The sequence below is a fragment of the Cryobacterium sp. Hb1 genome (assembly GCF_004403585.1).
GTDB classification, from domain to species: Bacteria; Actinomycetota; Actinomycetes; order Actinomycetales; family Microbacteriaceae; genus Cryobacterium; species Cryobacterium lyxosi.
The window spans coordinates 392708-405330 of sequence record NZ_SOHI01000008.1 but is presented as its reverse complement, the minus strand read 5'-3'; the positions used below and the strand labels follow the sequence as shown (position 1 = coordinate 405330).

The 12623-nt window shown below is 65.7% G+C and carries 11 protein-coding genes; 10 read left to right on the top strand and 1 reads right to left on the bottom strand.

Features of this window, described 5'->3' with window-relative positions; genetic code table 11:
• Nucleotides 1-19: 19 nt before the first annotated feature.
• The 10 genes from E3T38_RS03810 to E3T38_RS03765 all read left to right on the top strand — a co-directional run bounded on the left by E3T38_RS03810 (nucleotide 20) and on the right by E3T38_RS03765 (nucleotide 11336).
• On the top strand, nucleotides 20-985 hold the full coding sequence (locus E3T38_RS03810; RefSeq protein WP_134546278.1) for a MoxR family ATPase: 966 nt from the start codon (nucleotides 20-22) through the stop codon (nucleotides 983-985).
• Nucleotides 982-2370: a DUF58 domain-containing protein gene (locus E3T38_RS03805; protein ID WP_134546276.1), complete on the top strand. Its 1389-nt coding sequence runs from the start codon at nucleotides 982-984 to the stop codon at nucleotides 2368-2370. Before E3T38_RS03810 ends, E3T38_RS03805 begins: the two co-directional genes overlap by 4 nt.
• The gene (locus E3T38_RS03800; protein ID WP_134546274.1) at nucleotides 2367-4916 is read left to right on the top strand and encodes a transglutaminase domain-containing protein; all 2550 of its coding nucleotides are present in this window, start codon (nucleotides 2367-2369) and stop codon (nucleotides 4914-4916) included. Before E3T38_RS03805 ends, E3T38_RS03800 begins: the two co-directional genes overlap by 4 nt.
• A gap of 21 nt (nucleotides 4917-4937) precedes the next feature.
• The gene (locus E3T38_RS03795) at nucleotides 4938-6410 is read left to right on the top strand and encodes a DUF5684 domain-containing protein (RefSeq protein ID WP_134546272.1); all 1473 of its coding nucleotides are present in this window, start codon (nucleotides 4938-4940) and stop codon (nucleotides 6408-6410) included.
• Nucleotides 6411-6452: 42 nt separating this feature from the next.
• On the top strand, nucleotides 6453-7268 hold the full coding sequence (locus tag E3T38_RS03790) for a PP2C family serine/threonine-protein phosphatase (RefSeq protein WP_241984271.1): 816 nt from the start codon (nucleotides 6453-6455) through the stop codon (nucleotides 7266-7268).
• Nucleotides 7269-7377: 109 nt separating this feature from the next.
• Nucleotides 7378-7845: a hypothetical protein gene (locus tag E3T38_RS03785; protein ID WP_134546268.1), complete on the top strand. Its 468-nt coding sequence runs from the start codon at nucleotides 7378-7380 to the stop codon at nucleotides 7843-7845.
• A 72-nt stretch (nucleotides 7846-7917) separates the two neighbouring features.
• Entirely contained in the window at nucleotides 7918-8190 is a 273-nt protein-coding gene (locus tag E3T38_RS03780; protein WP_134546267.1) for a hypothetical protein, read from the top strand.
• Nucleotides 8138-8554: a hypothetical protein gene (locus E3T38_RS03775; RefSeq protein WP_166805404.1), complete on the top strand. Its 417-nt coding sequence runs from the start codon at nucleotides 8138-8140 to the stop codon at nucleotides 8552-8554. Before E3T38_RS03780 ends, E3T38_RS03775 begins: the two co-directional genes overlap by 53 nt.
• Nucleotides 8555-8681: 127 nt before the next feature.
• Nucleotides 8682-9539, top strand: a complete 858-nt coding sequence (locus E3T38_RS03770; protein WP_134546263.1) for a hypothetical protein — start codon at nucleotides 8682-8684, stop codon at nucleotides 9537-9539.
• A gap of 393 nt (nucleotides 9540-9932) precedes the next feature.
• Nucleotides 9933-11336, top strand: a complete 1404-nt coding sequence (locus E3T38_RS03765; protein ID WP_134546261.1) for a recombinase family protein — start codon at nucleotides 9933-9935, stop codon at nucleotides 11334-11336.
• A gap of 168 nt (nucleotides 11337-11504) precedes the next feature.
• Here the strand turns inward: E3T38_RS03765 and E3T38_RS03755 are convergent, their stop codons facing one another.
• Nucleotides 11505-12284, bottom strand: coding sequence for a hypothetical protein (locus E3T38_RS03755; protein ID WP_134546257.1), 780 nt, complete (start codon nucleotides 12282-12284; stop codon nucleotides 11505-11507).
• Nucleotides 12285-12623: the final 339 nt, after the last annotated feature.

Genomic DNA, 12623 nt, shown 5'->3' with positions numbered 1-12623 from the left:
CAATGAAAGAGCTCCACACATGACAATCACCCCGGAACAGGCAGACTGGTTCACCGCGACCTTCACGATGATGGTCGACAACGTTGAGCAGGTCGTGCTCGGCAAGCGCCACGTGATCGAACTCGCCTTCACCGCGATGGTCAGCGAGGGGCACCTGCTGCTCGAGGACTACCCGGGCACCGGCAAAACCTCGCTCGCCCGAGCCATGTCGCAGACCGTGCAGGGTGTCTCGACCCGTATTCAGTTCACCCCCGACCTGTTGCCCGGTGACGTGACGGGCATCACCGTCTACGACCAGAAGACCGGCGAGTTCGAGTTTCACAGCGGACCGATCTTCGCCAACGTCGTGCTCGCCGACGAGATCAACCGGGCCAGCCCCAAGACCCAGTCGGCGCTGCTCGAAGCGATGGAAGAGGGCAACGTCACCATCGACGGCGTCACCCGCTCCACCGGGGTGCCATTTCTCGTCATCGCCACCCAGAACCCGATCGAGCAGGCCGGTACCTACCGGCTGCCAGAAGCCCAGCTCGACCGGTTCATGATGAAGGCCTCGCTCGGCTATCCCGACCTGGCCTCGACCATTCGCATTCTCGAGGGCACCGCTGACATGCGCCACGAACTTGCCCCCGTCATCACCCCGCAGGCGCTCGTGAGCATGAGCGACATTGCGCGCTCAGTGTTCGTGAACCCGCTCGTCTATGACTACATCGGCCGCCTGGTTGAGGCCACCCGCGACGCCCGCCAGGTGCGCATGGGCGTCAGCGTGCGTGGCGCGCGCGCCCTCACCAAGGCCGCCAAAACCTGGGCGGTCGCCCACGGGCGCACCTTTGTCACCCCCGACGATGTCAAGGCCCTCGCCGACCAGGTGTTGGCGCACCGCTGCGTGCTCGACCCCGAGGCCGAGTTCGACGGTGTCACCGCGAACGCCGTCATCGGTCAGATTCTGCTCGACGTCGTTCCGCCCAGTCGGAGCGACCTGGCGTGAGCTTTCACACCGAATCGCGTCGCGCACGTACATCGACGCTGACGCGCACTTCCACCCAGAGCAGGTATGCCACGCATACCCGGTATAGCACCACGCGCACGAACAAGTCGACGACGTTGACCCTCGTGGACGCTGTCGTGTTCTGGATGCGCGTGTCGCGAACGGTGCGAAACGGTGTGAAGGCATCCGTCGAATGGGTCGGTGAAACGGTTACAGCGGCCGGCTGGGTGGTGGTCGCCACCGCCATCGTGCTGTTGCCGCTCGGCCTGATCTTCGGCTGGACCGAGCTGATCGTCACGGGCTGTGTGGCGGTGGCCCTCATTCTCATCTCGCTGCCTTTTCTGGCCGGCGGCCGCGCCTACAGCGTGGATTTCGTCCTGCCGGTCGATCGGGTCGTGGCCGGTTCCGAGGTACTCGGCACCCTCACCGTCACCAACGTCTCCAAACGGCTCGAGCTGCCGGGGCGCGTCGACGTTCCCATCGGCAAGGGGCTGGCGGATGTCTACGTGCCGCTGCTGCGCGCCGGCCAGGTTCACGAAGAGTATGTTCGCGTGCCGGCCTATCGCCGCGGGGTCATCGACGTGGGCCCGGTCACGACCGTGCGCAGTGACCCGCTCGGTGTGCTCGGCCGCTCACGGCCCTGGGCCGACGTCAACCGATTGTTCGTGCACCCGGTGACCGTGTCGATTCCGAGTACGAGCGCCGGTTTCGTGCGCGACCTCGAGGGCAACCCCACGAGCGATATCGTCGACTCCGATATCTCTTTTCACGCCGTTCGAGAGTATGCGCCTGGTGACGGGCAGCGGCACATCCATTGGAAGTCCACCGCGAAGACCGGCAAACTCATGGTTCGACAGTTCGAAGAGAGCCGACGCTCACGTCTGGCCATCGTGCTGAGCCTCAACGCCGCCGAATACGCCTCCGAGGATGAGTTCGAGATGGCGGTCAGTGCCGCTGGCTCGCTCGGCGTGCGTGCGATTCGCGATGGACGGGACCTGGCCGTCGTGGCGAGCGAGGAGATCCCCGATATCGTGCGCAGCAGCATCCGTTCTGTGCGCAGCCTGAGCGTCGTATCGACGCGCACCCTGCTCGATGACCTCACCGCGATCGAAACCAGTCCACACGCGATGCACGTCGAAGACGTCTGTGTGCTCGCCGCGCAGGTGGTGCCCGATATTTCCATCGCGTTCGTGGTCTGCGGTTCCGCCATGACCGCGCGGCGATTACAGGCCCTCACCCTCAAATTCGCCGGCCACGTGCAGGTCGTTGCTGTGCTGTGCAACCCCAACGAACAGCCGAGTTTTCGTGACCTGACCGGCACGAGCGTGCTGACCATCGGCGTGCTCGACGACTTTCGCGCCCTGCTGAGCCGAAGAGCGGCATGAGTATGCCCGTACGACACCGTGCCCACGTGATCAACGGCGTGTTCATCGTGGCGATGATGCTCGTTGCCGTCTGGGCGGCCTGGCCGATCTACCAGGCCACCAGCTACCTGATCATGGCGGCCGGAGCGGTTCTGACCGGGGTGGCCCTCGCCTGGCTCGGGGAGCGCCGTGGCTGGTCGTGGTTCACCGTGCTGCTCACCGTGCTCGGCGCCTACCTCGTTCTCGGAGTCCCGCTCGCGGTGCCGACCGCCCTCACGGGTATTGACGGCGTGCTCGGTGGGCTGCTCGACCTGGTGACTGCCACGGTGTTCAGCTGGAAAGAGCTCGTCACCATTCAACTGCCGGTCGGCTCGTATCAATCATTGCTCGCCCCGGCCTTTCTCCTGTTTCTCGGCGGCACGACGGCCGCGCTCTCTCTGGCCTGGCGCGGCGGCCGGCTCGTGGCCCTCGCCGTGCTGCTGATCTTTGGTGTGCAACTATTCGGCCTGGTCTTCGGCTCGAGCGCCGTGAGCGTTCCGCTGACCGTGGTCGGGGTGAGCGTGCCGGCTCCGCGCGAAAGCCTGATCGGCCTGGCCGCTCTGCTGCTCGCCTTCGGCTTTCTGGCCTGGCGCACCCATCTGTCCCGAAGCGCGGCGCTCGACCTCGCTGCCCGTACGACCGGGGTACGGCGCACTCCTGGCGCTCTCGGTGGTCGCATCCGGCGGGCCATTCTCGCCCTCGGGGTACTCGTGCTCGCCATCGGGATCACCCTCGGCGCACTCTCGGCGGTCGCGGCCGCGCCGACCCGCGAGGTGCTGCGCAGCAGCATCGACCCGGCCGTCGAACTGCGCGAGTATGTCAGCCCGCTCAGCCAATACCGCAGCTACTTCAGCGCCGAGCAGTACGACGCCGAGCTGTTCACGGTAACCGGCACCGCGGTCGACGATGGCACCGCCTCGCGCGTACGCCTGGCCGTGCTCAGCTATTACGACGGTGAAGTCTTTCGGGTCGTGAACCCGGCCGACGGCGAGGGCGACCAGGCCACCGCCTTTGCTCGGGTGCCGCACTTGCGCGGCGTAAGCGCCGACAGTGACACGACCCGCTTCGACATTGCCGGGTACTCCGGCGTCTGGATGCCGGGGGCCGGCGCGCTGTCAAGCATCCGCTTTGCCGGTGATCGCGCTGCTGACCTGAGCGACGGATTCTTCTACAACGCAAATACGGCATCCGGAATTCAACTCAAAGCCCTCAGCAACGGTGACCGCTACACGATCGTCTCCGAGCGGCAAGTGGATGCGACGGACCTGGGCGGTCTCGCCGGCACTGCCAGCAGTTCGATCGATGACACGCTGATTCCGCAGAGCCTGGTCGACTGGGTCGACGCCCAGGCAATCACGCGTGATGGCGCCGGTTTGGCCGAACTGGTCACCCGCCTGCGCGAGCGCGGTTACCTCAGCCACGCTCTGACCGTGCCTGCGGCGGCCTCCTGGACCGCCGACCTCGGCGACTACCAATTCTCGCCGAGCCTGTCGGGGCATTCGGTCGCCCGCATTGACGCGCTCTTCACCGCGCTGCTCGAAAAGCAGAACAGCACGACCGCCACCGAGAATTCCCAGCTCGTGGCTGGAGTCGGTGATGACGAACAGTTCGCCGTAGCTGCCGCTCTGCTCGCCCGCCACCTCGGATTTGCGTCTCGAGTGGTGCTGGGATTCACCCTCGGAGCGGCCGAGGCTGCTGATTCGGGCGTACCCGGCGATTGCCTCGCGGGCGTCTGTTCCGGGCAGAACCTCGCGGCCTGGGTGGAGGTCGGCAGCGGCGATGGCACCTGGGTCACTGTTGATGCGACCCCGCAATTTCAGAACCCGCTCTCACCCATCGACGACACGACTCGCGACCCGCAGTACAACACGGAGGTCATCGCCGAGGGAGCCACCGAGCAGCGCGCGCCAGAGGCCAACCCCACCAGCGGCGAAGATCAGCAGGAACAGGATCCGGTCACCGGCCCCGACCTCGCTTGGCTGTTCGCGGCCCTCAAGATCGGCGGAATCAGCCTGGCCACATTGCTCGCGATCAGCACACCGTTCCTGGTCATTGTCGGTGCCAAACTCAAACGCCGCCGTGACCGGGCGCGGGCCACCGACGTGTCGGCGCGGTTCGCCGGCGGCTGGGACGAATACATCGACGCCGCCGTCGACCATGGCCTGGCCGACCAGGGAAGCATGACCCGGGTCGAGACCGCCGCGCACTACCATTCGGTCGGGGGAGCACAGCTCGCGACCCTGGCCGACCGGGCGATTTTCGGCGAAGCATCGCCGCGAGCCGCCGATAGCGACGCCTTCTGGGCACTCGTCACGGCCGAACGAGCAAGCCTCGCGGCGAGCGGGACGAAGCGCCAACGCCTGCGCGCTGCCATCTCGCTGCGCTCCTTTTCTCGGCTAGCCGATGCCGGCCGACTCTTCACTTTTCGACCCAGCGCATCTCGACGCGACGTCACCACAGTGCGCCCGAACCGGCGCGACACCAGCAGAATGGGGGAGCGGCCGCCCGTCAGCGGCCGCAAAGCATAAATGGATGCATCATCTGGAGCTATGATCACGATAATCGCGGTCGCTGTGCTGGTCAGTCTCGGAGTGTACGTCTTCTCGTCGATCGGTCTCGGTAAAGTCTTTGTGAAGCTTGGAGAACAAGCTTGGAAGGGCTGGCTGCCGATCATCAACAGCATCACCCTGTATGAACTCGGCCGCTATTCAGCCCTGTGGGTGGTGGGCCTCTTTATCCCCGTCGCGAACGTAGTGGCCCTCGTCGTGCTCGTGCTGGCGGTCAACAACGTCAACCGGCGTCTCGGCCGCGGCGGCGGCTTCACCCTGCTCTACCTGGTCAGCAGTCCCATCTGGGCCTGTGTGCTCGGGTTCGGGAAGTCCGTCGACACCGGCTGGATGCCGGGGATCCCCGCGACCGGGTACGTTCCGTTCGCCCCGGTGACGCCGCTATCGATGCCGCCGGCACCGCCGGCGGCTCCCGCACCGGCCGGCCACCACGTGCTGACACCGAGGCCGCCTGCACCGCCCGCGTCGCCTGCGCCGCCAAACGTGCCCGCTCAGCTTGCCGTTGCGCTACTTCCCCCGGCCCCGCCAGCAGCCTTTCCGGCGACCACAGCGGCCGCCCCGCTCGCGCCTGCGGTTCCGCACGGCCTGCCCAGCGGTCCGCCGCCGTTCTACGTGAGCGTGCCTCCGGCCCCGGCTCCAACCCCCGCCTCGCCGGTGTTGTCGGCCCCGGCCGTTGTTCCTGCGCCGCCGGTCGTCGCCGCACCGCCGGCGCCTTCGGTCGTCTCCGCACCGCCCGCACCGCCCGCGCTTTCGGTCATCTCTGCACCGGTCGCCGCGCCGGTGAATCCATGGGCTCCGCCGGCGCCGATCGTTCAGGCCAGCACTGCACCGTTCGCTGCTGTGCCCCGCGAATCACTGGCCGCCGAACTCCCAATTGCCTTGCCAGGTGAGCTCGCGGCTGCTGCTGCGTTGATGGCTGCCAGGGCAGTTGCCGCACCGGTCCAGGTGCCGGCACCGGCTTCGGCACCGGCTTCGGCACCGGTCCCGGCACCGTTCCCCCCAGTGTTTCCGGTCGCAGTTGCCGCGCAGGTTTCCGCGGTCATACCCCGCGCAGCACACGCCAGTGACGTAGCTGAAGACGAATCCGAGGACGACGATGAGACCATGATCGTCGTGCGTCGTATGAAGCCGTGGACGCTCGAAACCGAACATGGGCTGAAAGTCTCACTCACCAAACCGGTAGTGCTGCTCGGCCGCAACCCCGCGCGAGGCGGGGCACACTTAGACGCACAGTTAGTTCCACTGCATGACCCGGGCAAGACGGTGTCGAAGACCCACGCCCGCCTGGATTTTGTCGATGGAGCGTGGGGTATCAGCGACTTGCACTCGACCAACGGTGTCGTGCTCATCGATGGCGGAGGCTTTGAAAATGAGCTCGATGCGGGTGCGAGTGCGCCCCTGACCGATCGGTTCCTTTTAGGGGAACTCGCGGCGCGCATCTACCTGGAGGCCTGAGCTATGGCGTATCTCCCTGACCCTCGAGCGAACAGTGCCGGGGTGTCGCTGCAGTGCGGCTCCCGCACAGATATCGGCCGCAAACGACATGAGAATGAAGACTCGCTGCTCGCGTCCCAACCGGTGTTCATCGTCGCCGACGGCATGGGCGGGCTCGAAGCCGGACAGCGAGCCAGCTTGGCCGTGATCGCTGAATTCCAGGCTTGCGTCGGCCGCGTCGGTGTTGCGGCCGACGACGTCGTGGCTGCGGTTCTGCGCGCGCACACCCGGGTTCGCGCCGTGTCGGATTCGACCGGGCGGGGCGCGGGCAGCACCCTCGCCGGGCTGGTGCTCATCGACCACGAAGATTTCCCGCAATGGCTCATCGTGAACGTCGGCGACTCGCGCGTGTACCGCCTGCACGGCGGCGAGTTTCAGCAGCTCACCGTCGACCATTCTTTGGCTCAGGAACTCATCGACGACGGTTCACTTTTGAAAGCGGATGTCGCCAACTTCGCGCGAAAAAATGTCATCACTCGCGCGATGGGCGCCGACAACAGCAATGCCGACTATTGGCTGCGCCCGGTCGTGACCGGCGAACGCCTGCTGGTGTGTTCCGACGGGCTCAACGGCGAGCTTTCCGACGAGGCTATCAAGGCCGGATTGACCCTCGGCGGTGGCACCCAGCAGACGGCGGATGCGCTGCTCGCCGGCGCCCTCGAACACGGCGGACGCGATAACGTTTCCGTGATCGTGATCGATGTCATCGCCGGCGGGGTCAGTTCGTGGCACGGCGTCCCGGTCGGCGACGACCAGTCCGACACCCGCACCGAAGACACCCGACCGGTGCAACGAGTGGCTCGTAATGCGGCCCGCTGAACCAACAGGGGTCGCTGGGCCCGACATTGACGACACCGTCATCGTTGAGCGAACTGCAGACGAACATACGCGTATTGTGCGGCGCGCGAATGACGATCACACCCGCCGCGTGGTGCGGCAGCCCCCCACCGAGGCCGGGGATTCTGCGGACACGCCGCACGAGGATGACCCGACTGCCGACCAGGTCGATGAGGCTACAGTGCAGTCCTCCAGGGGCAGCACGGCCACCGACACGCTGTTGAGCCAGCGGCGGGCGACCGCCCCCGTGCACACTCCGGTCGTTGATTCCCTGCAACGCCGATACCAGCCGCCGCAAGTGCAGAGCGGTGCGAGTGTGCGCTATGCGGCGCGGCCAACTCCGACGATTATTTCGCCGCAGGCCCCGGTGTCAATACCCGACGTGCTGCCCGACCTGGCCCGGCTCCGTCTGGCTGACGCGGCCGCCGAGATTCGCGAGCGTGCCGAAGTCACAAAACGTCGCCGTCGCCGATTCACGCTGACGGCGATCATCTCGAGCACCGTTCTGGTCGTGCTCGCAGCCGCTGCGTACACCGTTTTCACGATTTTCACGTGGTGATCGCGCCTCGTTTGATCGCCACCCCATGCTGCACCCGTAAGCACGCACCGACACGCTAGGAGCTTTACTCTCGTGACAGATTCCACCTTGCCCTTGCACCGGGAAGCCGCCGACCCGGCGACCCCGCAAATCCGGCTCGCGGAAATTGCCGCCGCCCACCACGAGTTGCACCCGGTCATCGCCGGGAACCCGTCGTGCTACCCGGCCCTGATTGAGTGGATGCTTCAGCTCGGCACTATCACTCCCGTGATGCCTGCGCCCGCCGAAGTCACACCCACCGCAGCGGTCCCCTGTGTCGCTGCTACGTTCGAGGCTGCCGGCGCGACTCCGGGCCACCGATGGTGACGGCGACTACGACAACCTGCAGATTACCGACTTTTCGGTGACCCCACAGGTCAACGGCGACACCGCTCAACTCGACATCGACAGCATCGTGATCGAGGGCGACGGCTACAACTGGCCATACCGCAGCGAATTCTCCGGGGTCTGTGTCACCACGGATTCCGGTTACTCGTCGTTCGCGGGATGCCTCGACGATGCTTCCTGGATGAAGGAACTCGGTGCCGGTAGCTGGCGGGTTCTCGCCGTGCAGGAGAAGAGCGGATGGTTCGTCAGCCCCATGCGCACCGTAGCCGACGTGGCCGGCATCGCTGCAGGGAACGTGGTGCGACTCAGCCAGGACGGCAAGCTCGACCGGCTCTACCAGTGACAACCTCGCGAGACAGTGACAAGAATCCAGAACGAAAACAGCGGACTCAGATGACTTTCGACCCGAACGCCCCCCAGCAGCAGTCAGCGACGCCGCAGCCCGCGCCTTCGTAGCTTCACTCACGCTCGTGCTCATCATCGGCACCGCCGGGATGAGCGTGCTGCTGGTCATCGCGAACCTCATCGGCAGCGGTGCCAGTACCGGTGCTACCGGGCTGAACATCGGCGCCACGATCGTGCTCTCGATCATCATCGTTGTGGCCATTATCGCCCGCACAACCCTGCGGTCAACCCCGGCCGGCAGCCAGTGGCTGGCACTCGGCCTCACCGGACTCATCACCGGCCTCATCACCGTGCTCGGCATCGTTTTCGTCGTGCTGCGCGGGCAAACCATCACCGACGGCAATCTGAGCAAGCCCTACTCCTGGCTGTTCCACGGCGCGGAATACGCATCCTTCTCCCTGGTCATCCTGAGCACCGCGGCTATGCTGAGCCTCGCCCTGGCCTTCGGACTGCCCGCGCTGGTGTTCTACGCGCTGACCGTGCCGGCATCCGTTCGCAGCTACTTCACGCAGTACGGCCCGGTTCGGGCCCAGGCCCAGGCGGCCTACACCGGCTATGCTGCCGCACCGGTTGCCGCACCGATCACTCCAACGGATGCCACGGCGCCCGTCGTTCCAGCCACCGCGCCCCAAATGCCAGTCGCCGTTCCCGTTTCGCCGCCACCGCCCCGAACGGCACCGCCAGCTCCTCCGGCGCCTGTCGCCGTGCCAGTCGCAGTAATCATCGCAGCACCTAGCGCGGCCAGTCTGGCGGCCGCTGACCCGAACACCTCGGCCGCCAAGTTTTACGACCTGGCGCAGAACCACCCGGAGGTTTGGCCGCAACTTGCGGGCAATCGGAGTGCTTACCCCGACCTGCTCGCCTGGTTGGCGCAGTCGCCCGACCCTCTCGTGCAGCAGGCGCTGCGCGCCCGCGGGCTCTAGCCCCACGGGTCTTAGTCCACGGGCTTCTGTCTGCCGAGCACCAGCCCGGGCTCCAGCGGGCGCTGGGCTGGCAGGTCGACCGTTGCGCGCACGCGGAATCTATCGCGCAGAAATCTCGTCGCCTAGAAGCTTCGCTATTTTCAGATAGCGGAACTGGATCGCTCTGGTAGCAGGGCGCCAGGGCTTAGCGGCGCCAGGGTGGTTCTGGGCTGGGGGTGTTGGCGCGGTGGGTGTGGGCGGGGCGCCAGGTTTGGGTGGGGTCCCAGAGGAGTGGGCCGCGTATTTGGGGTTTGCCGTTGATCATGCGGATTGTCCATCCGTTGGTGTTGATGGTGTGGTGGTGGAACCAGCAGAGGAGGACGCCGTTGCACACACAACGCTAATGTGACCCCTATGAAGATCATCCGCACGGCAGCGATTTATGCACGGATTTCCTCCGACCAGACCGGGATGGGGTTGGGAGTGCAGCGCCAGTTGGAAGACTGCCGGAAGCTCGCCGCGGAGCGGGGCTGGACCGTCGCTGAGGAATACATCGACAACGATATCTCAGCGTTCCGGAGCAAGGCCCGGCCGTCCTACGAGCGCATGTGCGAGGACATCCGCGCGGGCAGACGTGACGCGATCGTCGCCTACCATCAGGACCGATTGACCCGCCGCCCGATGGAGTGGGAGCAGTTTGTGGAACTCTGCGACCAGGCGGGCGTGCAGAACCTGGCGACGGTCACATCTGACATCGACTTCGGCAACGATAACGGGATGCTCGTCGCCCGGATCACAGCTGCTGTTGCCGCGAACGAGTCGGCGCGGAAGTCCGAGCGCATCAAGCGCAAGATTCAACAGAACGTCGAGCAGGGAAAACCCAACGGTGGAGCACAGCGTCCCTTCGGCTACGAGAACGACCGGATCACGGTGCGCGAGTCGGAGGCCGAGATCATCCGAACGCTTGTGCAGCGTTTTCTGGCTGGCGAGTCGGTGCGTTCTCTGGTGTCGTGGATGACCGCTGAGGAGGTCCCGACGACTGCGGCCGCGGAGGGGTGGCGCACGCCGACGCTGCGGCAGATTCTTCTGTCCGGGCGGATCGCGGGCCTGCGGGACCATCACGGCGAAGCAGCGGGCCCGGCGGCATGGCCGGCGATTATCAGCGTGGCCCAACACCACCAGATTCAGGCGCTCTTCCAGACGAAGAAGGTGTCCGGGCGTCGAGCGCCGCGCAGCTATCTACTGTCGGGAATGCTGCGCTGTGGCAACTGCGGAAATCGGCTCTACAGTTCGATTCGGCGTGATCGACGCCGCTACGTGTGCCTGTCCGGACCAGATCATCGCGGCTGCGGACGGCTGACGATTGTCGCTCAACCGGTGGAAGAGTGGATCGCCGCGGCTGTGCTGATGCGCTTGGACACGCCCGCGATGGATGACGTCCTCACCGGGCGCGCCGACACCAACGACCGGCAGGCCGCCTTGCTAACGGAGTTGCAGACTGCGCAGTCGAAGATGAATGAACTCTCAGAGATGTGGGCGGGCGGAGAGATATCGAAGCCCGAGTGGATGGCCGCCCGCATGCCTTTGGAAGCGAGAGCGAACAACGCCGAGAAGCAGATGAACCAAATTGCCGGGGCCAACACCCTCGACGCCCTCGTGGGCCAGGGAGAACACCTGACCGCCAGTTGGGACACGCTCAACCTGGACCGTCAGGTTGCTATCGTGCGGGCGGTGCTGGACACGGCGACGATTCTCCCGGGCGTCCTAGGTGCCCGGAGCGTGGACTACAACCGGATCATTCCCAGCTGGCAGCTGTGAGAGGCGGGCGTTGCGGTCGCCGCTCCGCGGCTGCCCCGCACCGTCCCGCCCTCTCAACAGCACGCCAACCCGGGAAACAACCCCGGCATCAGTCACCGCAACCGGAACCCCTTGCACCGCGCAGGTGGCCTCTAACCACGCGCGCAATGCCGCTCTATCGATCACGACTCACCGGCCCCACTGCGCCCAGATGCAGGGTGGTCCTTGCCAGTCCTCGACTGAGGACGACGCCCACTCCACTGACGGCGCGGCATGCAGCACCGTGGACGCCTGCTGAAGCACGTTTTCAGGCGATATTCCCGACAGAGCGACCGGCCGCGGCCGGAAGTTCTGGGCCACGTCGTAGCGGTGCAGACCCAGAACCCGAACGGTGGGGTCCGCGAAGGACTTCGCGACATACTTCGACAGGTAGCCTGCGGCGATGCGCGCTTCCGACAGATTGGTGGACCCGACCGGAAGGTCGCCGAGCAGCTTGATGTGCACGAAGCCGCGGCCCCACGCCGCTTCGATAAGTGACCGTTTGATGAAACGGCCTACCGCGAAGTGCGCGTGCAGGCCGTGGCCGGACTTGTGCCACTCCGGCACCCACGCATACGGGAATGCCTTCCCGCCGAGGGAGGACCGCAACGTACGGAAGAATTCGCCCAGGTGCAGCCGCAGCATCTCTGGGTCGTGGCATCCCTCACCGCGAAAGGTGAGCGTGCCGAGCCGGTTGAGCCGATTCGCCGAGCAGTACCGCCGCAGCTTGGCCCGAGCGCGTCGCCCCGCTTCGGCCGCCGATCGCTCCGGGTCCTTCGCAAAACCGCGCGAGACATAACTCGGCAACCGCCGCACCGACGAATGGAAAGAACCGCCGCCCTCTCCCGCCTCCGGGTACAACGTGAAACGCCAGCCGGAGTCGGGGCGCACTAGTGGAATGATGCTGGGGTCGTAAAAGAGCTTGGGCATGGAGGCCTTTGTGAGCGCGCACGAATATGGAAGGCCGTGTCCATAAAGTGCTGCCCAATGAGCGACGGGCGCTGGCCAGTTAGCGTCGCTCGACCCCTCCCAGCTGGGGTCCCTCTACAAATTTATTTTTGCGGTGGAAAGCTGGGAGGCCTCCGTTGATCCGCGGCTCAACCGCGCGAAGACTCTCGCGCAGTTCGCTCATGCAATCTCATGTATACACGATGAAGCGGACATTCCGCAGCTGCCGCGTAATCGCTCGCCTACGGCGATCGATCACTTGCCCTCGGTAGCCCTACCGGGCTCCCGAGTTACGTTGCTTATTCAAGTAAAGGGGCGCGC

Excerpts from the sequence above, each read along its gene's own strand:
- E3T38_RS03765 (WP_134546261.1), top strand. The coding sequence starts at position 9,933 with ATGAAGATCATCCGCACGGCAGCGATTTATGCACGGATTTCCTCCGAC.
- E3T38_RS03810 (WP_134546278.1), top strand. The coding sequence starts at position 20 with ATGACAATCACCCCGGAACAGGCAGACTGGTTCACCGCGACCTTCACG.
- E3T38_RS03800 (WP_134546274.1), top strand. The coding sequence starts at position 2,367 with ATGAGTATGCCCGTACGACACCGTGCCCACGTGATCAACGGCGTGTTC.
- E3T38_RS03755 (WP_134546257.1), bottom strand. The coding sequence starts at position 12,284 with ATGCCCAAGCTCTTTTACGACCCCAGCATCATTCCACTAGTGCGCCCC.
- E3T38_RS03795 (WP_134546272.1), top strand. The coding sequence starts at position 4,938 with ATGATCACGATAATCGCGGTCGCTGTGCTGGTCAGTCTCGGAGTGTAC.